24 protein-coding genes and 1 pseudogene are annotated in these 26,877 nt (G+C 70.2%); 12 read left to right on the top strand and 13 right to left on the bottom strand.

Annotated elements, in window-relative coordinates; genetic code table 11:
- Positions 1 to 325 (top strand): annotated as a pseudogene (locus tag AC1D2O_RS16380) (hypothetical protein); the annotation flags it as partial.
- Between the two features lie 51 nt (positions 326 to 376).
- Here AC1D2O_RS16380 and AC1D2O_RS16375 read toward each other — a convergent pair.
- Both AC1D2O_RS16375 and AC1D2O_RS16370 read right to left on the bottom strand, forming a co-directional pair.
- The gene (locus AC1D2O_RS16375) at positions 377 to 1,108 is read right to left on the bottom strand and encodes a nucleotidyltransferase family protein (protein WP_478093667.1); all 732 of its coding nucleotides are present in this window, start codon (positions 1,106 to 1,108) and stop codon (positions 377 to 379) included.
- 14 nt (positions 1,109 to 1,122) lie between these two features.
- The gene (locus AC1D2O_RS16370) at positions 1,123 to 1,575 is read right to left on the bottom strand and encodes an S-adenosylmethionine decarboxylase family protein (RefSeq protein ID WP_478157482.1); all 453 of its coding nucleotides are present in this window, start codon (positions 1,573 to 1,575) and stop codon (positions 1,123 to 1,125) included.
- 187 nt (positions 1,576 to 1,762) lie between these two features.
- On the opposite strand from AC1D2O_RS16370, the gene tkt reads away from it, so the two are divergent.
- Complete coding sequence (gene tkt / locus AC1D2O_RS16365; protein ID WP_478094367.1) at positions 1,763 to 3,814, top strand: transketolase; 2,052 nt, start codon at positions 1,763 to 1,765, stop codon at positions 3,812 to 3,814.
- Positions 3,815 to 3,859: 45 nt separating this feature from the next.
- Entirely contained in the window at positions 3,860 to 4,861 is a 1,002-nt protein-coding gene (gene gap / locus AC1D2O_RS16360; RefSeq protein ID WP_478107545.1) for a type I glyceraldehyde-3-phosphate dehydrogenase, read from the top strand.
- Between the two features lie 170 nt (positions 4,862 to 5,031).
- Here the strand turns inward: gap and AC1D2O_RS16355 are convergent, their stop codons facing one another.
- The 3 genes from AC1D2O_RS16355 to AC1D2O_RS16345 all read right to left on the bottom strand — a co-directional run bounded on the left by AC1D2O_RS16355 (position 5,032) and on the right by AC1D2O_RS16345 (position 6,541).
- Complete coding sequence (locus AC1D2O_RS16355) at positions 5,032 to 5,340, bottom strand: putative quinol monooxygenase (protein WP_478095120.1); 309 nt, start codon at positions 5,338 to 5,340, stop codon at positions 5,032 to 5,034.
- Between the two features lie 336 nt (positions 5,341 to 5,676).
- Positions 5,677 to 6,096: a VOC family protein gene (locus AC1D2O_RS16350; protein ID WP_478087754.1), complete on the bottom strand. Its 420-nt coding sequence runs from the start codon at positions 6,094 to 6,096 to the stop codon at positions 5,677 to 5,679.
- 34 nt (positions 6,097 to 6,130) lie between these two features.
- Positions 6,131 to 6,541, bottom strand: a complete 411-nt coding sequence (locus AC1D2O_RS16345; RefSeq protein ID WP_478087753.1) for a VOC family protein — start codon at positions 6,539 to 6,541, stop codon at positions 6,131 to 6,133.
- Positions 6,542 to 6,621: 80 nt separating this feature from the next.
- Between AC1D2O_RS16345 and AC1D2O_RS16340 the strand changes: the two genes are divergently transcribed.
- Positions 6,622 to 7,269 carry a TetR/AcrR family transcriptional regulator gene (locus AC1D2O_RS16340; protein ID WP_478087752.1) on the top strand — a complete coding sequence of 216 codons (648 nt, stop codon included), beginning with the start codon at positions 6,622 to 6,624 and terminating at the stop codon, positions 7,267 to 7,269.
- A 79-nt stretch (positions 7,270 to 7,348) separates the two neighbouring features.
- Positions 7,349 to 7,696: an FHA domain-containing protein gene (locus tag AC1D2O_RS16335; RefSeq protein ID WP_478087750.1), complete on the top strand. Its 348-nt coding sequence runs from the start codon at positions 7,349 to 7,351 to the stop codon at positions 7,694 to 7,696.
- Positions 7,697 to 7,714: 18 nt separating this feature from the next.
- Here the strand turns inward: AC1D2O_RS16335 and AC1D2O_RS16330 are convergent, their stop codons facing one another.
- A complete protein-coding gene (locus AC1D2O_RS16330; protein ID WP_478087749.1) occupies positions 7,715 to 9,517 on the bottom strand; it encodes an NAD(P)-binding domain-containing protein in 1,803 nt (600 codons plus the stop codon).
- Positions 9,518 to 9,663: 146 nt separating this feature from the next.
- Between AC1D2O_RS16330 and AC1D2O_RS16325 the strand changes: the two genes are divergently transcribed.
- Genes AC1D2O_RS16325 through AC1D2O_RS16315 form a run of 3 tightly spaced genes read left to right on the top strand, consistent with a single transcriptional unit; the run spans position 9,664 to position 15,545 of the window.
- Positions 9,664 to 14,022, top strand: a complete 4,359-nt coding sequence (locus tag AC1D2O_RS16325; protein ID WP_478157480.1) for a DEAD/DEAH box helicase — start codon at positions 9,664 to 9,666, stop codon at positions 14,020 to 14,022.
- 43 nt (positions 14,023 to 14,065) lie between these two features.
- Positions 14,066 to 14,485, top strand: a complete 420-nt coding sequence (locus tag AC1D2O_RS16320) for an Lrp/AsnC family transcriptional regulator (protein WP_478087756.1) — start codon at positions 14,066 to 14,068, stop codon at positions 14,483 to 14,485.
- A gap of 49 nt (positions 14,486 to 14,534) precedes the next feature.
- On the top strand, positions 14,535 to 15,545 hold the full coding sequence (locus AC1D2O_RS16315; RefSeq protein WP_478157478.1) for an aldo/keto reductase: 1,011 nt from the start codon (positions 14,535 to 14,537) through the stop codon (positions 15,543 to 15,545).
- 98 nt (positions 15,546 to 15,643) lie between these two features.
- Here AC1D2O_RS16315 and AC1D2O_RS16310 read toward each other — a convergent pair whose 3' ends face one another.
- A complete protein-coding gene (locus AC1D2O_RS16310; protein ID WP_478087743.1) occupies positions 15,644 to 16,648 on the bottom strand; it encodes a bile acid:sodium symporter family protein in 1,005 nt (334 codons plus the stop codon).
- A 70-nt stretch (positions 16,649 to 16,718) separates the two neighbouring features.
- Here AC1D2O_RS16310 and AC1D2O_RS16305 point away from each other — a divergent pair, with 70 nt between their 5' ends.
- The gene (locus AC1D2O_RS16305; protein WP_478087741.1) at positions 16,719 to 17,624 is read left to right on the top strand and encodes a LysR family transcriptional regulator; all 906 of its coding nucleotides are present in this window, start codon (positions 16,719 to 16,721) and stop codon (positions 17,622 to 17,624) included.
- Positions 17,625 to 17,650: 26 nt separating this feature from the next.
- Positions 17,651 to 18,898, top strand: coding sequence for a flavin monoamine oxidase family protein (locus AC1D2O_RS16300; RefSeq protein WP_478087739.1), 1,248 nt, complete (start codon positions 17,651 to 17,653; stop codon positions 18,896 to 18,898).
- Positions 18,899 to 18,911: 13 nt separating this feature from the next.
- On the opposite strand, the gene AC1D2O_RS16295 is transcribed toward AC1D2O_RS16300, so the two are convergent.
- Positions 18,912 to 19,976: a pirin family protein gene (locus AC1D2O_RS16295; protein ID WP_478087737.1), complete on the bottom strand. Its 1,065-nt coding sequence runs from the start codon at positions 19,974 to 19,976 to the stop codon at positions 18,912 to 18,914.
- Positions 19,977 to 20,195: 219 nt separating this feature from the next.
- Here AC1D2O_RS16295 and AC1D2O_RS16290 point away from each other — a divergent pair, with 219 nt between their 5' ends.
- Positions 20,196 to 20,489, top strand: coding sequence for a hypothetical protein (locus AC1D2O_RS16290; RefSeq protein WP_478087736.1), 294 nt, complete (start codon positions 20,196 to 20,198; stop codon positions 20,487 to 20,489).
- Here the strand turns inward: AC1D2O_RS16290 and AC1D2O_RS16285 are convergent.
- Together AC1D2O_RS16285 and AC1D2O_RS16280 are read right to left on the bottom strand one after the other, a co-directional pair.
- A complete protein-coding gene (locus AC1D2O_RS16285) occupies positions 20,431 to 20,910 on the bottom strand; it encodes an FKBP-type peptidyl-prolyl cis-trans isomerase (protein ID WP_478087734.1) in 480 nt (159 codons plus the stop codon). The two genes, AC1D2O_RS16290 and AC1D2O_RS16285, sit on opposite strands and share 59 nt — an antisense overlap.
- 71 nt (positions 20,911 to 20,981) lie before the next feature.
- On the bottom strand, positions 20,982 to 21,983 hold the full coding sequence (locus AC1D2O_RS16280) for an SDR family oxidoreductase (protein WP_478087732.1): 1,002 nt from the start codon (positions 21,981 to 21,983) through the stop codon (positions 20,982 to 20,984).
- A gap of 139 nt (positions 21,984 to 22,122) precedes the next feature.
- Between AC1D2O_RS16280 and AC1D2O_RS16275 the strand changes: the two genes are divergently transcribed.
- A complete protein-coding gene (locus tag AC1D2O_RS16275) occupies positions 22,123 to 24,411 on the top strand; it encodes an ATP-dependent DNA helicase (RefSeq protein ID WP_478157476.1) in 2,289 nt (762 codons plus the stop codon).
- 98 nt (positions 24,412 to 24,509) lie between these two features.
- Here the strand turns inward: AC1D2O_RS16275 and AC1D2O_RS16270 are convergent, their stop codons facing one another.
- The 3 genes from AC1D2O_RS16270 to AC1D2O_RS16260 all read right to left on the bottom strand — a co-directional run bounded on the left by AC1D2O_RS16270 (position 24,510) and on the right by AC1D2O_RS16260 (position 26,806).
- Positions 24,510 to 25,280 carry a GDSL-type esterase/lipase family protein gene (locus tag AC1D2O_RS16270; RefSeq protein WP_478157474.1) on the bottom strand — a complete coding sequence of 257 codons (771 nt, stop codon included), beginning with the start codon at positions 25,278 to 25,280 and terminating at the stop codon, positions 24,510 to 24,512.
- Between the two features lie 309 nt (positions 25,281 to 25,589).
- Entirely contained in the window at positions 25,590 to 25,769 is a 180-nt protein-coding gene (locus AC1D2O_RS16265) for a hypothetical protein (RefSeq protein ID WP_478087728.1), read from the bottom strand.
- A gap of 128 nt (positions 25,770 to 25,897) precedes the next feature.
- On the bottom strand, positions 25,898 to 26,806 hold the full coding sequence (locus AC1D2O_RS16260) for a c-type cytochrome (RefSeq protein ID WP_478087726.1): 909 nt from the start codon (positions 26,804 to 26,806) through the stop codon (positions 25,898 to 25,900).
- Between the last annotated feature and the right edge of the window lie 71 nt (positions 26,807 to 26,877).

Genomic DNA, 26,877 nt, shown 5'->3' with positions numbered 1-26,877 from the left:
CAAGATCTCGTGGGTGCGCTTTGCGTCCAACGGCAACAGCGGCAGCATCGTGCGCACCTTGCAGGACACGCGCATGATCGATCCGATCTCGATCGAGGACGCGGACAACTTCGCCAACTCGAACAACATCGTGAGCGTGGCCGACTACGCCGGCAAGGCCATCAGGAACTACCGCTACGGACCGGTGATCTTCAGCGACGGCAAGGCCTGCCCGGCGCCCAACGGGTGCCCCGTGACGCCCACGGGCGCCATCGGCATCGAGTACGGCGGCGCCATGGCCCTGCCTGGCAAGCCGTTCCACCTCAAGACGGCCAACGTGCCCTGATCGCGATCCCGTAGAACGGCCGGCACACCGGCATGCATGGAACGGCCCGCTTCACGCGGGCCGTTTTATTTGTGCGCCCGGCATGGCCGGCCCCGATGCATTCAGCGCCGCGAGGCGTTCCGGCGTTCCGACGTCGGTCCACGGTCCTGCATAGAGCTCGGCGCTGACGGTGCCGGCGGCCATGGCGGCGCGCAACAGCGGCGCCAGCGCCGCCTTCGTTCCGCAGGCGTTGCCCGACGGCATCGCGCAGAACGGCGGCGCGAACAGGCCGGCCCGGTACAGCGCGATGGTCGAGAAAGTGTGCTTGCGCGGCGAATCCGCCAATGCGCTGCCATCGGCGGCGATGCCGAAATCCCCGGACGGGTTGTGCGGCGGATTCGGCACCAACCAAAGATGCGCCAGTCGCCCGCTCGCCGCGAAGCGGTCGACCGCCTGCTGGGTGAAGGCGAATTCCGGCGCAAACACGTCGCCCGCGACCACCCAGAACACCTCGCCCAGCGCCGGCAGTACGCGCACGATGCCGCCCGCGGTCTCGAGCGCGCCGCCGAAGTCGCGGCCTTCGTGCGAGTAGCGCAGTGCGGCCGCGCCGTGCCGGCTGCCGAAGCGCGCCTCGATCTGCTCGCCCAGCCAGGCCGTGTTCACGATGAGATCGGTGAAGCCGCCCGCGGCCAGCGCATCCATCGGCCACTGCATCAGCGGCTTGCCGTGCACTTCGAGCAGCGGCTTCGGTGTGTGGTCGGTCAGTGGCCGCATGCGCTCGCCGCGGCCGGCTGCCAGGATCATTGCTGGAATAGCGCTCATGGGAATACCTTCGTGCTGCGCACTGCGGTGCGAGCTTGCTTGGGGCGGCCCGGCGCGGCGCATGCCACCGCCGCCCCGATCTCGCCGCGCTGCAGGGCATGCCGCTGCGCATGGCCGGGAACGAAGAGCGCCTCCAGTGCGGTCATCAGCGCCTTCGCCTTGGCCGAGTGATCGGCGCCGAAGTTGCAGACATAGACGTCGATCGTCACGCCGCGCTGCTCCGGCCAGGTGTGGACGCACAGGTGCGACTCGGCCAGCAGCACCGTGGCCGTCACGCCGCCCGGGCCCTGCGGCGTGGCCGGGAAGGCATGGAACAGCCGGCCGACCACCTGCAAACCGGCGGCTTCGGCATGCGCGGCACAGGCGGCGCCAAGGGTTTCGGCGTCGACCAGCCAGCGTTCGTCGCAACGGCAGTCGAGGAGGTCGGCGGTGAGGTGAAGGCCCTGCATGGAGCGGCACTCTAGCTGAATGTGGCCCCCACGCTCCCCCACTGCGTGTGGGTCGCTGCCCCCCGAGGGGGCCGCAGGCCGCCTTGGGGCTGCCCGGCGCCGGCCTGATCCGAGCCCATTCCGGGGCCCCTCCACCCCGCCCGTTAAAATACCGGGTTCCCCCTAACCTGCTCCCAGAAAGCCACAGATGGCCAACCAAGCCTTGATGGCCAACGCGATTCGCGCGTTGGCAATGGATGCCGTTCAACTCGCCAACTCGGGGCATCCGGGCGCGCCGATGGGCATGGCCGACATGGCGGTCGCGCTGTGGGGCGACCACCTGCGGCACAACCCGGTCAATCCGCAGTGGTTCGATCGCGACCGCTTCGTGCTGTCGAACGGCCACGCCTCGATGCTGATCTATTCGGTCCTGCACCTCACGGGCTATGCGCTGCCGATCGAGGAGCTCAAGCACTTCCGCCAGCTGCACAGCAAGACGGCGGGCCACCCCGAGGTCGGCATCACGCCCGGCGTCGAGACCACCACCGGCCCGCTGGGCCAGGGCATCACCAATGCGGTCGGCTTCGCGCTGGCCGAGAAGCTGCTCGCGGCCGAGTTCAACCGCAAGGGCCACGAGATCGTCGACCATCACACCTACGCCTTCCTGGGCGACGGCTGCCTGATGGAGGGCATCAGCCACGAAGCCGCCGCGCTGGCCGGGGCCTGGAAGCTCGACAAGCTGATCGCGCTGTACGACGACAACGGCATCTCGATCGACGGGCCCGTCAAGCCCTGGTTCGTCGACGACACCGAGCAGCGCTTCAAGGCCTACGACTGGAACGTGATCGGCCCGATCGACGGCAACGATGCCAGGGAGGTGTCGAAGGCCATCGAGAAGGCGAAGAAGCACACCGGCCAGCCGACCCTGATCATCTGCAAGACGCATATCGGCAAGGGCAGCCCGAACCGCGCCAACACGGCCAAGGCGCACGGCGAGCCGCTGGGCGCCGACGAGATCGGCCTCACGCGCAGCGCGCTGAACTGGACGCACTCGCCCTTCGAGCTGCCGGCGGCGGTCTACGAGGAATGGGACGCCAAGGCGGCCGGCGCGAAGAATGAGGCAGCCTGGAACGACCGGTTCGCAGCCTACGCCGAAGTCTTCCCCGACCTGGCGGCGGAATTCACGCGCCGCATGAAGGGCGAGCTGCCGAAGAACTTCCACCAGACCGCCTTCGACACCGTGGTGGCCGCTCACACCAAGTCCGAGACCGTGGCTTCGCGCAAGGCCTCGCAGCTGGCGCTGGAAGCCTTCACCGCCGCCCTGCCCGAGTTGCTCGGCGGCAGCGCCGACCTGACCGGCTCCAACCTCACCAACACCAAGAGCACGCCCAGCCTGCGCTTCGACGACCACGGCGCCGTGATCCGCAGCGAAGGCAACGAGCAGTTCCCCGACGGCCTGCTGGGCCGCCACATCAACTACGGCGTGCGCGAATTCGGCATGGCGGCCATCATGAACGGCGTTGCGCTGCATGGCGGCTTCATTCCCTACGGCGGCACCTTCCTGACCTTCAGCGACTACAGCCGCAACGCGATCCGCATGGCGGCGCTGATGAAGCAGCGCGTGATCCACGTCTTCACGCACGACTCCATCGGCCTCGGCGAGGACGGCCCGACCCACCAGTCGATCGAGCATGCGGCTTCGTTGCGGCTGATCCCGAACCTCGATGTCTGGCGTCCCGGCGACACGGCCGAGACCGCCGTGGCCTGGGCCGTCGCGCTGCAGAATGCCGACCGCCCGACCGCGCTGCTGCTGTCGCGCCAGAACCTGCCCTACGCGCCCAAGAAGGACCTGAGCGACATCAGCAAGGGCGCCTACGTGCTGTCCGAGCCCGAGGCCGTCGGCCTGAAGAACAAGAAGGTCAAGGCGGTCATCATCGCCACCGGCTCCGAAGTGCAGCTGGCGCTGCGGGCCCAGGAGCTGCTGGCGGCGAAGAAGATCGGCGTGCGCGTCGTCTCCATGCCTTCCACCACCACTTTCGACCGCCAGGACGTGGCCTACAAGAAGAGCGTGCTGCCCAAGGGCACGCCGCGCATCGCGGTCGAGATGGGCTGCACCGACGGCTGGTGGAAGTACGGTGTTGCGGCCGTCGTCGGCATCGACAGCTACGGCGAGTCGGCACCCGCGGGCGTGCTGTTCAAGCATTTCGGATTCACGGCAGAGAACGTCGCTGCCACGGTCGAAGCGGCGCTCGCGCGCTGACATCGATCGCATCTTCAAGTTTTCAACTATCCAGGAGCATCAGACATGGCTATCAAACTCGGCATCAACGGTTTCGGTCGCATCGGGCGCAACGTGCTGCGCGCGGCGGTGCAGAACTTCAAGAACGACATCGAGATTGTCGCGATCAACGACCTGCTCGAGCCTGACTACCTGGCCTACATGCTGCAGTACGACTCGGTGCACGGCCGCTTCCAGGGCGAGATCACGGTCGATGGCAACACGCTCGTCGTCAACGGCAAGAAGATTCGCCTGACGCAGGAGCGCGACCCGTCCAAGCTCAACTGGAGCGACGTCGGCGCCGACATCGTGCTCGAATCGACCGGCCTCTTCCTGACCAAGGACACGGCGCAGAAGCACATCGATGCCGGCGCCAAGAAGGTGCTGCTGTCGGCCCCGAGCAAGGACGACACGCCGATGTTCGTCTACGGCGTCAATGACAAGAAGTACGCCGGCGAAGCCATCATCAGCAACGCCAGCTGCACCACCAACTGCCTGGCGCCGCTGGCCAAGGTGCTGAACGACAAGTGGGGCATCAAGCGCGGCCTGATGACCACGGTGCACGCCGCCACGGCGACCCAGAAGACCGTCGATGGCCCGAGCAACAAGGACTGGCGCGGCGGCCGCGGCATCCTGGAAAACATCATCCCCTCGAGCACCGGCGCTGCCAAGGCGGTGGGCGTGGTGATCCCCGAGCTCAACAAGAAGCTCACCGGCATGAGCTTCCGCGTGCCGACCTCCGACGTGTCGGTGGTCGACCTCACGGTCGAGCTGGTCAAGGAAGCCACCTACAAGGAAATCTGCGCCGAAATGAAGGCGCAGAGCGAAGGCGCGCTCAAGGGCGTGCTCGGCTACACCGAGGACAAGGTGGTCGCCACCGACTTCCGCGGCGACCCGCGCACCTCGATCTTCGACGCCGAGGCCGGCATCGCGCTGGACGGCACCTTCGTCAAGCTCGTGAGCTGGTACGACAACGAATGGGGCTACTCGAACAAGTGCCTCGAGATGGTCCGCGTGATGGCGAAGTAAGCTCGCGCCACGCCATGAAAAAACGCGCCCTCGGGCGCGTTATTCTTTGGCGGACCGGGCTTGCCCAGACCGGCGCCGGGCCGCCCCAAGCCGGTCTGCGCCCCCTTGGGGGGCAGCGAGTACACGAAGTGACGAGCGTGGGGGCCTATTCAGACCAGCGCCGGGCCGATTCAGACCGGTTCGAGCACGTGGATCAGCCGGCTCTCGGTCCAGTCCTTGACCTTGGCGCCATAGGCAGCCATGTGCGGCGCCGCGGCGTGCGCCTGCAGGTCGGCCAGCGTTTCCCACTTCTCGATCACGACGAAGGTGTCGGCGCCGAAGGAGCCGCGCGAGGCCGGCATGCCCGCCGCGTCGATGGTCGCGGTGTACTCGATGCAGCCTTTCTCGGCCAGCACGGCGGGCCGGTTGGCCCGGTAGGCCTCGAGAATCAGATCGCGTTGGCCGGGCTTGGCCGTGATGACGGCAACGGCGTGAATCATGTGCGGGTGCTCCTTTGGAATGAAGCGTCGAATTTAAGAGCAAAGCGCCGTGCCCGCCTGTCGCGTCGGCGCGTTGGGGCTCAGGCCGGCGCCGGGCCGCCCCCAAGACGGCCTGCGGCCCCCTCGGGGGGGCAGCGACCACACGCAGTGAGGGAGCGTGGGGGCTCAGGCCGGCGCCGGGCCGCCCCAAGGCGGCCTGCGGCCCCCTCGGGGGGCAGCGACCACACGCAGTGAGGGAGCGTGGGGGCTCAGGCCGGCGCCGGGCCGCCCCAAGGCGGCCTGCGGCCCCCTCGGGGGGCAGCGACCACACGCAGTGAGGGAGCGTGGGGGCCATATTCACATCGGCACTGGCACCTGCACCATCCACGTGATGCCGAAGCGGTCTTCCACCATGCCGAAGGCCGGAGACCAGAAGGTCTTGCCGAGCGGCATCTGCACCTGGCCGCCCTCGCCGAGCGCGGAGAACAGGCGCTGGGCCTCGGCTGCGTCGGCCGCCATCAGCGACAGGGAAAAGCCCTTGAACGCCGGCTGGCCGGAGGAGCGTCCGTCGGACGCCATCAGCGTGGACTGGCCCATGGTGAAGCTCGCATGCATCACCTTGTTCTCGGAGCCCGGCGGGGCCATCCCGGGGGGCGGCGGCTCGGGGCTGTCCTTCATGCGCATCAACATCGTGATTTCTGCGCCGACCGCCTTGCGGTAGAACTCGAGCGCTTCCTCGCAGCGGCCTTCGAAGAACAGGTAGGGCTGGACTTGCATGATGATCTCCTGGAGTGAATGTGGGTGGGGCGGCTCAATTCGCGGGCGGCATTGCGCTCGCATCCATGTGCACGAGCTCCCACAGGTGGCCATCGAGGTCCTGGAAGCCGTGCTGGTACATGAATCCATGGTCTTGTGGCCTGTTCGGCGTCGTGGCGCCGGCGGCCACCGCCTTGGCGACCATGCCGTCGACCTCGGCGCGGCTGTCGCGGGACAGGGTCAGCAGCACCTCGGTGGTCTGGGTCGCATCGGCGATCGGCTTGTGCGTGAAGGTCTTGAAGAAGCTCTCGACCAGCAGCATCACGTAGATGTCGTCGCCGACGATCATGCAGGTGGCTTTCTCGTCGGTGAACTGCGGATTGAATGCGAAGCCGAGCTGTGTGAAGAACGCGACCGAGCGGTCGAGGTTCTTGACGGGAAGGTTGACGTAGATCTGGGTCGCCATCGGATTCCTTTGCGAGACTGGTTGTGTACGACGTCCACAAAAATAGCAGAGATAATGTACGCTGTCCACATGAAAAACCGATGACCGCTCCGCCCGCCACCAGTCCGCCCGCGCGCAGCACCTACCGCCATGGCGATCTGCGGCGCGCGCTGCTCGAAGCCGGCGTCGAACTGGCGCGCAGCGGCGGCCCGGATGCGGTGGTCCTGCGGGAAGCGACACGGCGCGCGGGCGTGGTTCCGAATGCGGCCTACCGGCATTTCTCGAGCCGGCTGGCGCTGCTGCAGGCGGTGCGCGCCGCCGCCCTGTCGGCCGTCGCGCGGGCCATGGAGGCCGAACTCGCGACCCTGGACCCGACGCGCCAGCCGGCCGACTACGCCCGTGCCAGCGTGCGCGCGGTGGGCAGCGGCTACCTGCGCTTCGCGCAGGCCGAGACCGGCCTGTTCCGCACCGCCTTCGCGACCCCGGTGGACGTCGATGACGCGCCCGCCGAAGCCAAGGGCGGCGAAAGCGGCCTCAACCCCTTCGAATTGCTCGGCGCGGCCCTCGACCGGCTGGTCGATGCGGGCGCGATGCCGCCGGAGCGCCGCCCGGGCGCCGAGTTCCTGGCCTGGTCGGCGGTGCATGGCCTGGCCCTGCTGATCATCGATGGGCCCCTGCGCGGGCTGCCGCAGGCGCAGGTGGACGCGCTGGGGCAGCGGCTCCTGGGAATGGTCGAAAAGGGACTGTGAAAAACGGGATGTAACCGTATCGCGCTTGTACTTTGATGGGCGAGTGGCTACCTTCGATCGCCTCACGGAGCGTTCACGAATGGCGATGCTGATCCTGATGACACCGACCGGCCTGACGACCCAGGTGCCGGTGTCCGAGCCCGGCATGACCATCGGCCGTGCCGAGCGCAACCATGTGGTGCTGGCCTCGCCGCGGGTGAGCCGCTTCCATGCCAGGCTGAGTACCGAGGGGCCGCTGGTGATCCTGCGCGACCTCGGCAGCCGCAACGGCACTTTCGTCAACGGCAAGCGTGTCGAGACGCAGGTGCTCGCCAATGGCGACAACATCGACATCGCCGGCTACTGGATGCGCTTCCTGGCCCTGGAGCAGGAAGTGATCGGCGACGAAAGCATGCGCCTGCTGAGCGAACGCGGCAGGCTGGTCTGAACCCCCTGCCGGGCGCCGTCAACGCGTATGGTGCACCAGCGCGAGTTCGTGCACCGGCGTCTCGAGGCCCTCCATGCGCGCCTTCAACTGCAGCGCCAGGAACTGCGAATAGTGGCGCGACTGGTGCAGGTTGCCGCCATGAATCCACAGCTGCGGCACCTGCGTCGGCTTCCACATGTTGCGCAACTCCCCTTCCCAGGGCCCCGGGTCCTTGGGCGTGTCGGAACCCAGGCCCCAGACCTTGCCGACGCGGTCGGCCACTTCAGGCGAGATCAGGTCGGTCAGCCAGCCGTTCATCGAGCCGTAGCCGGTGGCATAGACGATCAGGTCGGCCGGCAGCTCGCTGCCGTCGCTCAGAGTCACCGACCTCGGATGGATGCGCTCGATGGTGACACCGCTGCGCAGCTTGATGCTGCCGTTGGCGACCAGCTCCGAGGCGCCGACGTCGATGTAGTAGCCCGAGCCGCGCCGCAGGTACTTCATGAACAGGCCCGAACCGTCGACCCCGAAGTCGAGCAGGAAACCCGCCTTCTCGAGGCGCGCGTACAGGTCGGCGTCGCGCCGCTTCATCTCGTCGTACACCGGCACCTGCATCGGCGCCATGATCTTGTAGGGCACCGAGGCAAAGATCAGGTCCGCCTTGTCGGTCGTCACGCCGGCCTTGAGCGCGGCCTCGGAATAGAGGCCGCCCAGCGCCAGCTCCATCAGCGAATCCGAGGGCGCGATGTGGGTCGAGCTGCGCTGGATCATCGTCACGTCGGCACCGTTCTCCCACAGTGCGGCGCAGATGTCGTGGGCCGAGTTGTTGGAGCCGAGCACCACGCACTTCTTGCCGCGCCAGGCCTCCGGCCCCGGGTGCGCGCTCGAGTGATGCTGCTCGCCCAGGAAGGTCTCGGCGCCCGGGATCTTCGGCAGGTTCGGGTAGCCCGAGACGCCGAGCGCGAACACCAGCTGCTTCGGCCGCAGCGTGATCTCGCGGCCGTCGCGTTCGACGACCACTTCCCATTCCTGCTTCGCCTCGTCGAAGCGCGCCTTTTTCGCGGTGGTGGAGCCCCAGTAGTTGAGCTCCATCACCCGGGTGTACATCTCGAGCCAGTCGCCGATCTTGTCCTTGGGCGAGAACACCGGCCAGTCCTCCGGGAACGGCAGGTACGGCAGATGGTCGTACCAGACCGGGTCGTGCAGGCAGAGGCTCTTGTAGCGCCTGCGCCAGGAATCGCCGGCCCGGGCGTTCTTCTCGACGATGATCGTCGGCACCCCCAGCCGCCGCAGCCGCGCACCGAGCGCGATGCCGCCCTGGCCGCCGCCGACGATCAGCACGTAGGGCTGCTCGGAATGGCCCAGCGTCTCGGCCTCCTGCTGGCGCCGTTCGAGCCAGGTCCTGCGCTGCGGGTTCGCGCCATGCTCGGCCCCCTTGATGCGCCGCTCGCCCTTGCGCTCCTCGAAGCCCTTGAGTTCGGTCATCGTCGTGAGCAGCGTCCAGGCCTTGCCGCTGCGCAGCCGGAGGTGGCCACGGCCGCGCGCCACCGCGGTCTCGAAAGTGAACCAGGCGTCGACGACGCCGTCGGCCTCGGTGGCATCCCCCTCGACCGCGAAGGCGGTCGGCCGGGTGTCGGCCAGCCGCGCCTCGAGCATCGCGCGGATCGCCTCGGGGCCTTCCTGCGTGCGGATGTTCCAGGTGAAGGCGACCAGGTCGCGCCAGTAGCAGTCGGGCTCGAACAGCGCCAGCACGGCGTCGATGTCCCGGCGCTCGAGCGCGGACTGGAAATCGGCCAGCCAGGCGCCGGCAATCTGCGTCGGATGGGTGGACAGGTCGGTCATCGTCGTTGTCTCCTTCGTTCGCGTCCCGCGGGCGGGCCGGCCGGCAACCGTACGCCCATCGCCGGCGGACGTCAAACGGCCGGCCGCCGGGCCATGGGTGGCGTGCCTTGACATCCGGGCGCCCGGCCTGATCTCATTCTTTCCCCGTGCTGCAAGACTTCCATCCCGCCGTCGCGAACTGGTTCCGCGCGACCTTCCCGGGCCCCACCGAGGCCCAGGCTGCCGCGTGGCCGGCGATCGGCGCCGGCCGCCACACGCTGATCGCGGCGCCCACCGGTTCCGGCAAGACGCTCACCGCCTTCCTTGCGGCCCTCGATGGCCTGGTGCGCGAGGGGCTGGCGCCGGCCGGGCTGGCCGACCAGACCACCGTGGTCTACGTCTCGCCATTGAAGGCGCTGTCGAACGACATCGGCCTCAACCTGCAGGCCCCGCTGGCCGGCATCCGGGCCGAACTCGCGACGCTGGGCTTGCCCGATGTCGCCATCCGGACCGCCGTGCGCACCGGCGACACGCCGGCCCGCGAACGCCTGCAGGCGCTGCGCCGGCCGCCGCACGTGCTGGTCAGCACGCCGGAGTCGCTGTATGTGCTGCTGGGCTCGGTGTCGGGCCGCAAGATGCTGTCGACGGTGCGCACGGTGATCGTCGACGAGATCCACGCCATCGTCGCGAGCAAGCGCGGCAGCCACCTGGCGCTGTCGCTCGAGCGGCTGCAGTCGATCTGCGCGCAGCCGTTGATCCGCATCGGCGTCTCGGCGACACAGAAGCCGATCGACGAGATCGCGCGCTTCCTGGTCGGTGCCGGCGCGGTGGTCGATGGCGTGGCCGATTGCGAGATCGTCGACATCGGCTATGCCAAGCAGCGCGACCTGGCGCTCGCGCTGCCGCCGACGCCGCTGGCCGCCGTGATGTCGAACGAGCAGTGGGAACAGGTGTATGCGCGCGTGGCCGGGCTGGTGCACGCACACCGCACCACGCTCGTGTTCGTCAACACGCGCCGGATGGCCGAACGCGCGGCGCGGCACTTGGGCGAGATCCTCGGCAAGGAAGTGGTGGCCGCGCACCACGGCAGCCTGGCGAAGGAGACGCGCGTCGAGGCCGAGCAGCGCCTGAAGCGCGGCGACCTGAAGGTGCTGGTGGCCACCGCCTCGCTCGAGCTGGGCCTGGACATCGGCGACGTCGACCTGGTCTGCCAGCTCGGCTCGCCGCGTTCGATCGCGACCTTCCTGCAGCGCGCCGGACGCTCCGGGCACGCGGTCGGCGGCGTGCCGAAGGCGCGGCTGTTCCCACAATCGCGCGACGAACTGGTCGAGTGCGCGGCCCTGCTGGACTGCGTGCGGCGCGGCGAACTCGACGCGCTCGGCGTGCTGCCGGCGCCGCTCGACGTGCTGGCGCAGCAGATCGTGGCCGAGACGGCCTGCCGCGAATGCGGGGAAGACGAACTCTTCGCGCTGGTGCGGCGCGCCTGGCCCTACGCCGAGCTGAAGCGCGAGGATTTCACGGCCGTCGTCCGGATGCTGTCCGAGGGCTTCACCACGCGGCAGGGGCCGCGCGCGGGCTATGTGCACCGCGATGCCGTCCATCACCTGCTGCGCGAGCGCAAGGGCGCGCGGATGACCGCCCTGACCTCGGGCGGCACCATCCCCGAGGCCGGCGACTACACCGTGATGCTCGAGCCGCAGGCGCACAAGATCGGCACGGTCAACGAAGACTTCGCGGTCGAGAGCCTGGCGGGCGATGTGTTCCAGCTCGGCAATGCGAGCTACCGGATCCTGAAGATCGAGCCGGGCCGGGTGCGGGTGGAGGACGCGCACGGCGCCGCGCCCAACATTCCGTTCTGGCTCGGCGAAGCGCCGGGGCGCAGCGACGAGCTGTCGTTCGGCGTGTCGCGCCTGCGCGCCGAGATCGAGGAAGCGCTGAAGACGGGCGGCGTCGAGGACACCGTCGGCTGGCTGGTCCGCACGGTCGGCCTCGACGCCGAAGCCGCGCGCCAGATCGTCGAGCACCTGGCCCGCTGCGTGCGCGTGCTCGGTGCCCTTCCGACCCGGCAGCGGATCGTCATGGAGCGCTTCTTCGACGCCTCCGGCGGCATGCAGCTGGTGATCCACTCGGCGTACGGCAGCCGGCTGAATCGCGCCTGGGGGCTGGCGCTGCGCAAGCGCTTCTGCCGCCAGTTCAATTTCGAGCTGCAGGCGGCGGCCACCGAGGACGCGATCGTGCTGTCGCTGTCGACCAGCCACAGCTTCCCGCTCGAGGAAGTGATGCGCTACCTGCACCCGGCTTCGGCGCTCGACGTGCTGGTGCAGGCCCTGCTCGACGCCCCGCTGTTCGGCGTGCGCTGGCGCTGGAACGCGACCACGGCGCTGGCGCTGCCGCGCTTCGTGGGCGGGCGCAAGGTGGCGCCGCAGCTGCAGCGCATGAAGTCCGAGGACCTGCTTGCGACGGTGTTCCCGGACCAGGTCGCCTGCGCCGAGAACCTGAGCGGCGCCCGCGAGATCCCGGACCATCCGCTGGTGGCCCAGACCCTGCGCGACTGCCTCTACGAGGCGATGGATGCCGAGGGCTGGCTGCAATTGCTGCGCCGGCTCGACGCCGGCGAGGTCGAGGTGCTGGCGCGCGACCTGCCGGCCCCCTCGCCGCTCGCGGCCGAGGCGCTCAACGCGCGGCCCTATGCCTTCCTCGACGACGCGCCGCTGGAGGAGCGCCGGACCCAGGCCGTGCAGAACCGGCGCTACGTCGATCCCGAGAGCGCGGACGATCTCGGCCAGCTCGACGCCGACGCGATCGCCAGCGTTCGGGAGGAGGCCTGGCCGCGCGCCCGCAATGCCGACGAGATGCACGAGGCGCTGAACGGGCTCGGCGCCGTCAGCGTCGAAGAGCTGTCGGCCAACGCCGGGTGGACCGTCTGGCTGGCCGCGCTGGCGCAGGCGGGCCGGGCCACCCGGCTGATACCGGCGGGCGCCGCGCCCGACGGCGGGCTGTGGGTCGCGGCCGAGCGGCTGGCGCAGGTCCGGGTGTTGTATCCCGCGGCCGCGATGCAGCCGGCGATCGAGCCGCCGCCGGACTGCGCGCAGGCGCCGGACAGCCCCGCGGAGGCCTTGCGCGAACTGCTTCGCTCACGGCTGGGCGGCCTGGGCCCGGTGCCGGCGTTTGATCTGGCGGCGCAGCTCGGCTTGCCGCGCGCCGACATCGAGGCCGCGCTGTCCGCGCTGCAGGCCGAGGGCTCGGTGCTCCAGGGCCGGTTCACGCCGGGCGCCGAGACCGTCGAATGGTGCGAGAGGCACCTGCTGGCCCGCATCCATCGCTACACGCTGAAGCGCCTGCGGCGCGAGATCGAACCGGTCGAGCCGCGCGACTTCGCCCGCTTCCTGTTCGAATGGCAGCACGTCGGCGGCGCCAGCCGGGTCAGCGGCCCCGAGGCGCTGGCCGGCATCCTGGCGCAGCTCGAGGGCTACGAGGCGCCGGCTGCGCTCTGGGAGGCCGAGCTGCTGCCGGCCCGCGTCAAGGATTACGCGCCGGCCTGGCTCGACGACCTGTGCACCGCCGGGCGGACGCTGTGGACCCGGCTGCGTCCGGTGGCCGCCGAAGGACGGCCAGGGGTCGGCGGCACCTCGCTGCGGTCGACACCGATCCTGCTGCTGCCGCGCCGCAGCGCCTCGCTGTGGACCGGCTTGGCCCCTGCGCCCGCCGACGATGCGGCGCTCGGCACGCGCGCCCAGCGCCTGGCGGCCTTCCTGGCCGCGCATGGCGCGTCCTTCTTCGACGAGATGCTGCAGGGCACGCGGCTGCTCGGCACCGAGCTCGAGGACGCGCTGTCCGAACTGGTGATGCGCGGCCGCGCGCACTGCGACAGCTACGCAGGGCTGCGCGCGCTGCTGATTCCGCCCTCGAAACGCTCGTCGACGACCGCCGGCCGGCGCCGGCGCAGCCCGCTGGTCGGCATCGAGGATGCCGGCCGCTGGTCGCTGGTGCGCCCGCGCGTCGAGGCCCACGGGCCGCAGGGGCTCGCCGGCGAGGCGATCGAGCAGGTCGCGCGGATCCTGCTGCGCCGTTATGGCGTGGTGTGCTGGCGCCTGCTCGAGCGCGAGGCGGGGTGGCTGCCGCCCTGGAGCGATCTGCTGCGCGCCTGGCGCCGGCTCGAAGCCCGCGGCGAGATTCGCGGCGGCCGCTTCATCGAGGGCGTGGCGGGCGAGCAGTTCGCCCTGCCCGAAGCCATCGGCCTGATGCGACAGCTGCGGCGCCAGCCGGCCGACGGCAGCCTGGTGGCCCTGTCGGCCGCGGATCCCGCGAACCTGCTCGGCTCGGTCGTGCCGGGTCCGCGCGTGGCGCGCGTGGCCGGCTCGCGCGTGCTGTTTCGCGATGGCGTTCCGATCGCCACGCTCGTGGCCGGGCAGGTCGAGCTGCTGGCGTCGCTGACCCCGGCGGAGGCGCAAGCCGCTCGCCGCGCGCTGGCACCCGAGACCGCCATGCGCTACCTGGAGCTTGCGGCTCAGCAAGGCGGAGGCTGAGCCCTGCCCCGCAGAGTCATGTGGGACCATTGACGCCATGGACATCGACACCCTCGACCATCGCCTGATCGCGCTGCTGCGCCACGATGCGCGCCTGCCCGCGGCCACGCTGGCGCAGAAGCTCGGGGTCTCGCGCGGCACGGTGACCAATCGCCTGCGCAAGCTCGAGGACGGCGGCGTGATCGTCGGCTACGCGGTGCAGCTTCGGCCCGAGAGCCGCAGCGACGAGATCCGCGCCTGGATGGGCATCCTGGTCGAGGGCAACCAGACCCGCCTGGTGATTGCCAGCCTGCTCGGCGAGCCCGGGGTGGCTGCGCTCCACGACACCAATGGCCGCTGGGACCTGCTGGCCGAACTGCGCGCCGCCTCGATGGCGGAGCTGTCGAAGGTGCTGGAGCGGATCCGGCTGCTGAAGGGCATCCGGAGCACCGAGACCAGCATCCACCTGGCGAGCTACCGCTGAAGCCGGTGACTATGATGATCGACTGCCCAGCAGCGTACGGAGCCTTTCCATGAGCATCCCCACCACCCGTCTCGGCCGCACCGGCCTCACCGTGTCGCGGCTCGCGCTCGGCACCATGACCTTCGGCCTGCAGACCGACGAGGCGGTGTCGCACCGGATCCTCGACCGCGCGACCGAGGGCGGCATCAACTTCCTCGACACCGCCGACGTCTATCCGCTCGGCGGCACGGTGGAGACCACCGGCCGCACCGAGGAGATCGTCGGCCGCTGGCTGCGCGCCAAGGGCGCGAGCCGGCGCGGCGACTTCATCGTCGCCACCAAGGCGGTCGGCAAGGTCGGCCCGAACCCCTGGGACCAGGGCGCCTCGCGCAAGCATCTGCTCGACGCCATCGACGCCTCGCTCAAGCGGCTGCAGACCGACCATGTCGACCTCTACCAGCTGCATTCCGACGACCGCGAGACGCCGCTCGACGAGAGCCTCGAGGCGCTCGACGTGATCGTCCGCTCGGGACGCGCGCGCTACATCGGCGTGTCGAACTTCCTGGCCTACCGGCTGGCGCGCGCGATCGGCCGCGCCGAACTGCACAAGCTCACGCGGCTGGTCTCGGTGCAGCCGCGCTACAGCCTGCTGTTCCGCGAGATCGAGCGCGAGCTGCTGCCATTGGCCGGCGAGGAAGGGCTGGGCGTGATTCCGTACAACCCGCTCGCGGGCGGCCTGCTGACCGGCAAGTACAAGCCCGAGGCCAAGCCCGGAGAGAACACGCGATTCACGCTGGGTACCGCCGGCGGCATGTACCAGGACCGCTACTGGAACGAGCGCAGCTTTGCCACGGTCGCGCAGCTGCACCAGCTGGCCGAGGAGGCCGGCGTGCCGCTCGCCACGCTGGCGGTGGCCTGGGTGATGGCGAATCCGCTGATCACCGCGCCGCTGCTCGGCGCCAGCCGGCCCGAGCAGCTCGACGCGACGCTGGCCGCGGCCGAGTACAAGCTCGATGCGGACCTCAAGCAGCGGCTGGATGCGCTGACCGCCGACTACCGCAAGGGCGACGCCCCGCGGTAGAAATCACCCCCGAAGCGCCTGCGGCGCCGCCCCCTTCAGGGGGCGATACCGGCGGCCCGGCGAAGCCGGTTCCGCGGTATCCCTGGCCTCGAGCCGTGTCAGGCCGGGCGTTTTGCCTCGGTCAGCCGCCCTTCCGTCTCGGCCTTGCGGCGCGCATAGCGCTGCGCCAGCACCGCGCAGACCATCAGCTGCATCTGGTGGAACAGCATCAGCGGCAGCACGATGGCGCCGACCGCATGCGAGGCGAACAGCACCTTGGCCATCGGGATGCCGCTGGCCAGGCTCTTCTTGGAGCCGCAGAACACGATCGTGATCTCGTCGGCCTTGTCGAAGCCCAGCGCGCGGCTGGCCCAGGTGGTGATGCACAGCGCGAGCGCCAGCAGCACCGCGCAGACCACCAGCAGGCCCGCCAATGCGGACATCGGCACCTGTTTCCACAGGCCCTCGATCACGGCCGCGCTGAAGGCGGTGTAGACCACCAGCAGGATCGCGCCGCGGTCGACCAGGGTCAGCACCGAGCCGCGCCGCTTGATCCAGCCGCCGATCCAGGGCCGCAGCAGATGACCTGCAACGAAAGGCACCATCAGCTGCAGCAGGATGCGCCCGATGGCATCGAGCGAGGCGCCGGCGGCGCCATGCTGCACCACGATCAGGTTGACCAGCAGCGGCGTGACGAAGACGCCGAGCAGCGTCGACGCGGAGGCGCTGCAGACGGCCGCCGGGATGTTGCCGCGCGCCATCGAGGTGAAGGCGATGGCCGATTGCACGGTGGCCGGCAGCACGCAGAGGAACAGCACCCCGGTGTAGAGCTCGGGCGTGACCAGCGGCGTCAGCACCGGCTTGAGCGCGAGCCCCAGCAGCGGAAACATGACGAAGGTGGCGCCGAACACCAGCAGGTGCAGCCGCCAGTGCGTGATGCCGCCCATGATGGCCTCGCGCGACAGCTTGGCGCCGTGCAGGAAGAACAGCAGGCCGATCGCGACCGTGGTCAGGCGCTCGAAGAAATGGGCGGTGGCGCCGCCCGCCGGCCACAGGCTGGCCAGCGTGACGGTGGCGACCAGGGCCAGCGTGAAGTTGTCGGGGAGGTAGCGTGAACGTGCCATGGGGCCGATTGGACCCGGCCATCATTCAAAAGAGAAATGGATTTATCTGATAGATATATCATTCCATTGCATGAATGTGAGCCTGCGCCAGTTGCGCGTCTTCCGTGCCATCGCCGATGGCCGCAACTTCAGCCGCGCCGGCGACCAGATCGGCCTGTCGCAGCCGGCGGTCAGCCGCTCGATCCACGAGCTCGAAGCCCAGCTGGGCCTGAAGCTGCTCGACCGCACGACGCGCGAGGTGGTGCTGACCGAGGCCGGCCAGTCGCTCGCGGTGCGGCTGGCACGGCTGCTCGATGAACTCGACCAGGCGCTGGCCGAGGTCCATGGCATGGCCGGCGCGCGACGCGGCAAGGTGCGGGTGGCCAGCAGCCCGACGCTGTCGGCCAACCTGATGCCGGCCTGCATCGCCGAATGCGCGCGGCGCGAGCCCGAGATCGAGTTCGTGCTGCTCGACCGCATCCAGCAGGACGTGCTCGACAGCGTGCGCGCCGGCGAAGTCGACTTCGGCGTGGTGGTCGAGCCGCCCGACACCGACGACCTGCACTGCGAGCCCATCCTCGACGATCCCTTCTGCCTCGTGATGCCGCCGGGCCATCGGCTGGCGGCCAGGCGCTCGCTGCGCTGGTCGGCACTCGAGGGCGAGGCGCTGGTGCTGCTCGACCACGCCTCGGGCAGCCGGCGCCTGATCGACGGGGCGCTGGCGCGGCACGGCGTGCACTGCGAGGTGCGCCAGCAGGTGGGCCATCCGACCACCGCCTTCCGCATGGTCGAGCAGGGCATCGGCATCAGCGTGATGCCGGCGCTGGCGGCGCCGCCGAGCGGGCTCGCGGTGCTGGTCATGCGCCCGCTGCTGCCCCGGGTGCAGCGTTCGATCATGCTGGTGCATCGCCGCAACCGCGCGCCGGCGCCGCTGGCGCAGCGGGTGTGGGGCCTGATCAGGGAGATGGCCGCGCAGCGCGTCGTCGCCAGGCTGTAGGCTCTGCATCTTTGCCCTCTGCCGCGATGCCCCTCTCCCGATCTTCTGTCGACTGCGTGGTCGTGGGTGCCGGCGCTGCGGGTCTTTCCGCGGCGCGGCGGCTGCAGGCGCTGGGCCGGTCCGTGTGCGTGCTGGAAGCCGGCGCGCGCGTGGGCGGCCGCGCGTGGACCGACGCCCACACCTTTGCGATCCCGGTCGACCGCGGCTGCTCCTGGCTGCACCAGGCGGATCGCAATCCCTTCACCGCCATGGCGCGGGCGCAGGGACTCACGCTGGTGGACCACGAAGACGCGCCTTGGTCGGTGTTCGCGCACGGGCGGCCCGTGTCGCCGTCCGAGCTGCAATCCGTGACCGCCGCGGTCGACGAACTGAGTCGACGCATCGCGCAGCATGCGGGCGCCGATCGGTCGCTGGCGGCGCTGGCCGGTGGCGACTGGGCCATGGAGTGGGCGTGCGACGCGATCGGCCCGCTCGACGCCGGCGCCGACAGCGCACAGTTGTCGGTGCGTGGGCTCCAGCAGCAGGGCACGACCCAGCCCAACGGGTTGCTGCGCGAAGGCTTCGGCACCCTGGTGGCCCGGCTCGCCGACGGCGTCCCGGTGGCGCTCGGCGAGCAGGTGCGCGAGATCGACTGCCGGGGGCCGCGCGTTCGGGTGCACACCACGGGCGGCGTTGTCGAGGCGCGTGACTGCATCGTCACCGTCTCCACCGGCGTGCTGCGGGCCGAAGCGATCCGATTCCGGCCCGCCCTGCCGCCCGGCACGCTGCGGGCGCTCGAGGCATTGCCGATGGGGCATTTCAACAAGGTGATCCTCGAATTCGATGCCTGCATTCCCGGGCTGTCGCCGATGGGCTGGGCGACGCAGGCCAGGCCGCCCGCCGGCCAGGCCCTGACCTTCCTCTGCCACCCGTTTGGCTCGACGCTGGTCGTGGCGCTGGCCGGCGGCGCTTATGGCGAGGCGCTGTCACGCATGCCGGAATCCGAGGCGGTGCACGAGGTCCTGGGGCGGCTGGATGGCTGCATCGGCGGACTGCACGGCCGGCGCGTGGTGCGCGGCGCCGTGACCGGCTGGGCCGCCGATCCGCTGTTCCTGGGCAGCTATGCCTACCTGACGCCGGACGGCGGCGAGGCGCGCGCCGCGCTCGCCGCGGCCGTCGACGAGCGATTGCATTTCGCCGGCGAGGCCACCTCGCTGGCGCTGGCGCAGACCTGCGGCGGCGCCTTCCTGTCCGGGCAGCGTGCGGCCGACGAGGTGGCCGGACGAGGGGCTTGAGCCCAGCCGTCGGTCAAGCGCGGCCGGTTCCGTGGTCCTCCGGCTTCTCTTCCCGGCCGCCCGGGTGCCGCGCGAAGCGCGCCGGATCGCGCCCGTGCACCGGCGCGTGGTCCGGCCAGGGCCAGCCGCCGAACTGGGTGCGGCGGTAGTCGGCCATGGTCTGCGCGATCTCGGCCTGGGTGTTCATCACGAAGGGGCCGTACTGCACCACCGGCTCGCCGATCGGGCGACCCTGCAGCACCAGGAACTCGCCCGGCTCGTCGCCATTGACCAGCTCGACCGCAGCGTCGGCGCGCAGCTCGATCGCCGCGTGGCTGTCGATCGGCTCTCCCGCGACCGCGACCGAGCGACCCTTGAAGAAGTAGAGGCTGCGGCGCGTGCCCTCGCCGCTGGCCGCCGGCAGCGTCCAGCGTGCGTGAGCCTCCATGCGGATCGTCCAGATGGCGACGTCCGCATCGGGTTGCGACGCCCAGGAGTCGGGCGGCGGCGCCAGCGGGCCGCCGGCACCGGGCTCGCCGTCGATCGGCGCGATCCGCCCCGCGATGCTCGCGACTTCGGTCTTGCGACCCTCGGCGTCGGTGGCGGTGAAGCCCGGGATGTCCTCGGCCCAGAACATCGTGAAATGCGGCTCGGCCATCTTGCTGCGCGCCGGCAGGTTGAGCCAGATCTGGAACAGCTCCAGCGGATTGGGCGCCGTCGCATCGAGCAGCGGGAACATCTCGGCATGCACGATGCCCTTGCCGGCCGTGAGCCACTGGACGTCGCCGCCGCCGAAGCGCGCGGCCGCGCCGAGCGAATCGGAATGGTCGATCAGGCCCTTGCGCACGATGGTCACGGTCTCGAAGCCGCGGTGCGGATGTCCCGGGAAGCCGGGCACGGGATGGCCGTGGTACATGCTCCAGCCGTCCTTGCGGCTGAAGTCCTGGCCCAGGTCGCGGCCCGCGAGCGGGGCGTCCGGGCCCATCTGCGCGTTGGCCCGCGGATAGGCATCGTCGTGGTAGACGCAGAACAGGAAGGGGTCGATCGTCTCCCACGGGAAGCCGAGGGCCTTGATCTGGACGATGGGGCTGGAGTTCATGGTGGCGCTTTCGTGTGGGCCTGCAAGCGGGCGGATCCCTGGCATATGGGGTTGCCGCGCCGCCGCGAAAGGCCCGGCCATGGGACGCTGTGGCGCGGGCGATGGGACGACCGGAGAGGGGCGCAGGCGGCGGCCAATGCGCGTTGCCGGCCTACATGCCGTCCGCCAAGGCGTCCGGAGAATCGCCGGCTTGTTCCACTCGGACCGAGAGACTTTTGAATGGACACCTCGTTCGATGCTGAAGTGAACACCCTGAGGCGCGCCGCGGCCAGCGCGACCGACACGCGCCATCTGGCGCAGGAGCGGATCGTCGCGGCCTTTCGCCAGCAGCTGCAGGGCGAAGGCCCGGGACCCACGGATGCGGACCTGCAGAGCTTCGCGCGCCTGGTGCTGGTCGAAAACGCGTTGCTGAAGGAGCTCGGAGCGGCCGTGGTGCTGGCGGCCACCCGCCCGCTCAGTGCTGGTGCCCGTGATCGCCATGCACATGGCGATGAGCGATCTCTTCCCCGGTAGCGGCGCGCACGCCGGTCACGGTCACGCTGAACTTCAGCGCCTTGCCCGCGAGCGGGTGGTTGCCGTCGAGGATCACCTGGGGGCCCTTGATCTTCATGACGGTGAAGACCTGGGGCTCGCCCTGGTCGTTGCGGCCTTCGAGCTGCCCGCCCACCTTGACGCCGGGCGGGAACTCGCTTTTGGGAATGGTGCGCACCAGCGATTCGTCGCGGACACCGAAGGCGTCCTCGGGCTGCAGGTTCAGCGTGGTCTGGAAGCCCGCCTCCTTGCCGTCGAGTGCGGCCTCGATCTTGGGGAAGGTGTTTTCGTAGCCGCCGTGCAGATACACCATCGGGTCGCTGCTCTCTTCGATCAGTTTCTGGGTGGTGGCGTCCGCGACCTTGAAGCGGAGGGTGACGACGGAGTCTTTCTGGATTTTCATGGGATGGGTGCTGTAGGACGAGTGATCGAAGCGCAGCATAAGGGAAGGACGCGGCGCACCTCTGTCGCTTGCTACATCGCGCCCACGCTCCCCGTGACCGGCAGCACGATGCCCGTGATGTAGCTGGCGCAGCAGGGCGCGGCCAGGAACACGTAGGCCGGCGACAGCTCCTCGGGCTGGGCCGGGCGTCTCATGTCGGTGTTCCGGCCGAAGTCCCTCACCTCCTCGGCCGCGCGGTCGGCCGGATTCAGCGGCGTCCACACCGGGCCCGGCGCGACCGCGTTGACGCGGATCCCCTTGTCCAGCAGATTGCTGGCGAGCGACTTCGTGAAGGCGTGGATCGCGCCCTTGGAGGTCGAGTAGTCCAGCAGCTGCGCGCTGCCTTCCAGCCCGGTCACCGAGCCGGTGTTGATGATCGAGCCGCCGCGCGGCAGGTGCGGCACCGCGGCGCGCGCCATCTGGAAGTAGCCGAAGACGTTGGTCCGCAGCGTGAGCTCGAAGCGCTCGTCGGTGATGTCCTCGATGACGGCGGCATGCAGCTGGAAGGCGGCGTTGTTGACCAGGATGTCGAGCTTGCCGAAGGCCTGCAGGGTTTCGTCGACCGCGCGCCGACAGAAGGCCGGGTCGCGCACGTCGCCCGGAATCAGCACGCAGTGGCGGCCCTCGGCCTCGATGCAGCGCCGGGTCTCCGCGGCGTCGACCTGCTCTTCATGCAAGTAGACGATGGCCACCTCGGCGCCTTCGCGCGCATAGAGCAGCGCCACGGCGCGGCCGATGCCCGAATCGCCGCCGGTCACCAGCGCCACCATGCCGTTGAGCTTGCCGCTGCCCAGATAGCCCGAGGCCATGAAGCGCGGCTGCAGGTCCATGTCGGCTTCGAGGCCCGGCTTCTTCAGGTGCTGGCCGGGCATCGGGTTTTCGGGCTCGGGACGGTGGCCGGCCTGCATGGGTTTCCTGCTTCTGGCCTTGGCGCCGGCCGCCCGGTCCTTGGCGTCCTGCTCGCGCTGCACCTTGCGATGTTCCACGGCGACGCCGGCCCGGCCGGTGTCCGATGGATCCTGTGAAGAGATCATGGTGGCTGCTCCTGGAGGTCGGTTGAAAGCGCTTCACCGTAGGCAAGGCCGCGCGCCGCCGGTGTCGTCCGGCACCGCGTTCGGGGTGCAGACGCGATCACGTCATGCCTGCCATGGCGCTGTATATTCATCCAGCCCCATGGCCGCCCTCCCTCCCACCTCGCCCGCCGCGCTGCTCACGGTCTCCGTCCGCACGCTGTGCGCCTTCGCCGCCAAGGCCGGCGATCTCGATCTGCGCTTCGTGCCCGCTCCCAGCGCCCAGGAGGGCCAGGCCGGCCACCGGCTGGTGCAATCCCGACGCGGGCTGGACTACGAAAGCGAAGTCGGGCTGTCGTCGCGTTTCGGCCCCCTGCTGGTGCGCGGCCGCGTCGACGGCTACGACCCGCGGCGGCGGCGGGTGGAGGAGATCAAGACCTACCGCGGCGATTTCGATCGCATCAAGGCCAACCATCGCGCGCTCCATTGGGCTCAGGCCCGCAGCTACGCGTGGATGCTGTGCGAGCGCGATGCGCTGCCCGCCCTCGACGTGGCCCTGATCTACCTCGACCTCGGCACCGAGAAGGAAGCGGTGCTCGAGGAATCAGCCACGCGCGACGACCTGCGCCAACACTTCGAGAGGCTCTGCGGCCGCTACCTCGCCTGGGCCGAACAGGAGGCGAGCCACCGCGCGGGCATCGACGCCGCACTCGGCGCGCTGAGCTTCCCGCACGGCGAGTTCCGGGCGGGCCAGCGCGAGTTGGCGGAGTCCGTCTACCGCTCGGCGACGTCGGGCCGCCACCTGCTCGCCCAGGCGCCCACCGGCATCGGCAAGACCGTCGCCACGTTGTTCCCGCTGCTCAAGGCGCGGCCGGGGCAGAAGCTCGACAAGATCTTCTTCCTGACCGCGAAGACCTCGGGCCGCGCGGTCGCGCTGGGCGCGCTGCACACCCTGGACCGCGGGCGCGCCCCGTTGCGCGTGCTGGAACTGACGGCGCGCGAGAAGGTCTGCGAGTACCCCGGACGGGCCTGCAACGGCGACGACTGCCCGCTGGCACGGGGCTTCTACGACCGCCTGCCCTCCGCCCGCAGCGAAGCCGTGCAGGCCGCCTGGCTCGACCGCGAGGCGCTGCGCGGCATCGCGCTCACGCACCAGGTCTGCCCCTACTTCCTGGCGCAGGAGCTGGTGCGCTGGAGCGACGTGGTGGTGGGCGACTACAACTACTATTTCGATGGCAGCGCATTTCTCTATGCGCTCACGAAGGACGAGGAATGGCGCGTCGCCCTGCTGGTCGACGAGGCGCACAACCTGCTGGACCGCGCCCGCGGCATGTACTCGGCCCAGCTCGAGGCGCCGGCGCTCGAGGCGGTGCGGGCCAAGGCGCCGCCGACGATCCGGAAATCGCTGGGCAACCTGGAGCGCGAATGGCGCTTGCTGCAACGCGAGCAGGTCGCCGCCTATCAGCCCCACGACCAGATCCCCGAGCGCTTCGCGCGGGCGCTGCAGGAGGCGGTCTCGCTCATGGCCGAGCACTTCACGGCGCGGCCCGACGAGCCGCCGGGCGCGCTGCACCAGTGCTTCTTCGACCTGCTCCAGTTCGCCCGGCTGGCCGACAGCTTCGGCAAGCACTCGGTCTTCGAGGCGACGCTGGGCGTGGACGGTGTGCGGGGCCTGGCGATCCGCAACCTGGTGCCCGCGCCCTTCCTCCAGAGCCGTTTCGCCGATGCCGTCTCGGCCGCCTGCTTCTCGGGCACGCTGGCGCCCTTTTCCTTCTACCGCGACACGCTGGGCCTGCCCGAGGACACGGCGACGCTGGACGTCGGCTCGCCCTTTCGCAGCGAGCAGCTCACGGTGCGGGTGGCGATGGACCTGTCGACGCGCTTTCGCGACCGCGACCGGTCGCTGGACGCGCTCGTCGACCTCATCGCGGCGCAGTTCGCTCAGCGCCCGGGCAACTACCTGGCCTTCTTCAGCAGCTTCGACTACCTGGCCAGCGCCTCGGCGGCCTTTGCGGCGCGGCACCCGGCCGTGCCGGCCTGGAGCCAGTCGCGCGGCATGCGCGAAGCCGAGCGCGATGCCTTCCTGGCGCGCTTCGCGCCGGGCGGCCAGGGGGTCGGCTTCGCGGTGCTCGGCGGCGCCTTCGGCGAAGGCGTCGACCTGCCTGGCGACCGCCTGGTCGGCGCCTTCGTCGCCAGCCTGGGTCTGCCGCAGCACAACGAGCCGAACGAGGTGATGCGCGAGCGCATGGACGCGATGTTCGGCGACGGCTACGAGTACACCTACGTTTATCCGGGCCTGCAGAAGGTCGTGCAGGCGGCCGGTCGCGTGATCCGCAGCGAGACCGATGCGGGCGTGCTCTACCTGCTGGACGACCGATTCGCGCGGCAGGAGATCCGCGCGCTGCTGCCCGCGTGGTGGCAGGTGCAGCCGGTGTTCGCGGTGGGGCGCTGAAAGCCCCCACGCTCCCTCACTTCGTGTGGTCGCTGCCCCCCAGGGGGGCCGCAGGCCGCCTTGGGGCGGCCCGGCGCCGGCCTGAAAGCGCCCCAGGATCAGATCACCGGCCCGCGCACCGCGGCGCTGCGGCCGATTTTCCTGAGCCTGGCCGACAGTTGCGCCTGAGTCTCGAGCTCGCGTTGCCAGAGCTCGTAGCCGGCGTCGTTCGGGTGCAGGCCGTCGCGGGCGCTGAGGCGTCCCGGATGGCGCGCGAAAGGATCGTCCTCGCGTTCCATGAAGAGCGACACATGGCGCGCGCCGTTGGCTTCGGCCACCTCGGCGACGATGGCCTGGAGCCGGCGCGCCCGGTAGGTCATCCACCAGTTCCAGGGCGGCAGGAAGAAGCGCAGGTTGCCGAGGTTGCCGGGCGGCATGAAGACCACCATCTCCGAGCGCACCCGCGCGCGTTGCGCCACGCGCCGGACGCTGTCGCGCAAGGCGGCGTCGCGCGTGGCGCGGAGCACGTCGTCGGCGCCGCCGAGGATCAGCACCGCGTCGAAGCGCTCGTCGCCGTCGAGCTGCGTCAGGATGTCCTCGTAGCGCGCCGCCGGCACGGCCCTGTTGACCACGGTCAGCGACGGATTGGCACGCGACAGCAGGCCCGGCAGGCTGCGATCCGGGTCGCTGGCGCCGGCGCCTCCCGCCGTGCTGTCGCCGACCACCAGCAGGCGCGCACCCTCCGGCTCGGCGCAGCGCTCGAACGGATGGGCCCGTCGTGCCAGCCGGTTCGCCGCCCGCAGGTGCAGGGCTGCGTAGCCCGCCGTGGCGGCCGCGAAACCGACCAGGAGGGAAAGGCCGGTACAGGCGGCCAGATTCTTTCGGTTCACGATCGCTCCTCGATACGTCGGTTAGCGTAAAGGTAGCCGATCGCGGCCGTTGTAGGAAGCGGCCGAATGGCTGAACTTGGCTCGCCCCCAGGTCGGGCTCACTGCGTGTAGCCCTCCCACCCCCTACCGGGGGCAACACCAGCGGCCCGGCGGAGCCGGTTCCGCGGTGGCACTGTTGCTCGCCCCCAGGTCGGGCTCACTGCGTGTAGCCCTCCCACCCCCTACCGGGGGCAACACCAGCGGCCCGGCGAAGCCGGTTCCGCGGTGTTCCTGGCCTGGCCACTGCCCGGCTTTCGTCGCCGGGCGATTTCAGGCCGGGTCGGTGCGCTTGGCCAGCTCGTTGAGTTGCAGTTCGATGCAGAACAGCCGTTCGTTGAGGATCGCGGTCTGCAGCCGCAGCGCCTCGATGATGGCGCCTGTCGAGGCATCGGGGGCATTGGTCGACAGCTCCTGCAGTTCGTGCAGCTTGTTGCGCAGTTCGTTGCTCATGGCCAGGCTCCATCGGGTCGATGCAACGCATCGTAGTCGGCCTGCGCCGGGATGCGCTGCTATCGTTTTCTCTTAGCTGCTGCGCCCCCCGCCCGGACGGGCCGACGTGGCAAGCGCCTCGGCGCCCTCTAACCGTGGGGGCTCGGCGGCAGGCTCTTCAAGTACAGAAACAGCGCCCGCACGTCCACGTCGCTCATCTCGCGCAGCGATCCGAAGGGCATCACCTGCACGGCCGTGCCGTCGGGGCGGCTGCCGCTCTTGAACAGCTTCTGGAAGGCCTGCGCGTCGGCATAGCGCGCCATGGCCGTGCCCTCGCCGGGCGTGAGATTGGCTGCGGCCGGCCAATCGGGCGGGCCGCCGGGGATCTTGCCGCCGTTGAGCTTCTCGCCGTGGCAGCCCAGGCACATGTTCGCGACATAGGCGCCGTGCTTGAGCGTCACGCCTTCGGGCACCGGCGGCTCGGACGGCCGCGCGTGGTCGATCTTGGCCGCGGCGTCCTGCATCAGGCCGAAGCCGTAGAAGGCCCGCACCGGCAGCGGCAGGGCGACCACGGGGCCGCCGCCGGTCGCGGGCGCCATGTGGCGCAAATGCGCGACCAGCGCGGCCAGGTCGTCGTCGGTCAGGCGGTTGTAGTCCTCGCTCGGCATCACCATCAGCGCCCGGCCCACGGGATTCACGCCATGGCGGATCGAGCGCTCCCAGTCGGCCGCCGTGTAGCCGGCCACGACGCTGCCAGGGCCGGGGCTGATGTTGGGCCCCTTGATGAGCATGCCCTTGCCGTCGTCGAGGAACACCTTGCCGCCGCCATGCGCGCCGTGGCAGTCGACGCAGCCGCGCGAGGCGAAGAGGTAGCGCCCGCGCTCGACGGCGGCAGCGTCGTCGCGGAAGGCCACGCCCTTCACCGCGACCTCGACCTTGCGCTGCATTTTCTGGCGGGCGAGCTGGTCGCCGGCGAACAGCGCCGCCGCGGCGAGCGCGACCAGCGCTACGAGCGCCAGCACGATGCGCTTGAGCCAGCGCCTGCGGGTCGCGGTCACCGGGCCACCTGCGCACTGCGCACTTCAAAGACCAGATGAACAAGGCGGAGATCAAGAGGCATGGCAAACTC

This window comes from Variovorax sp. P1_G12 (assembly GCF_056405555.1).
The sequence above is the reverse complement of the archived record's forward strand: the minus strand, read 5'-3'. Positions and strand labels throughout refer to the sequence as shown.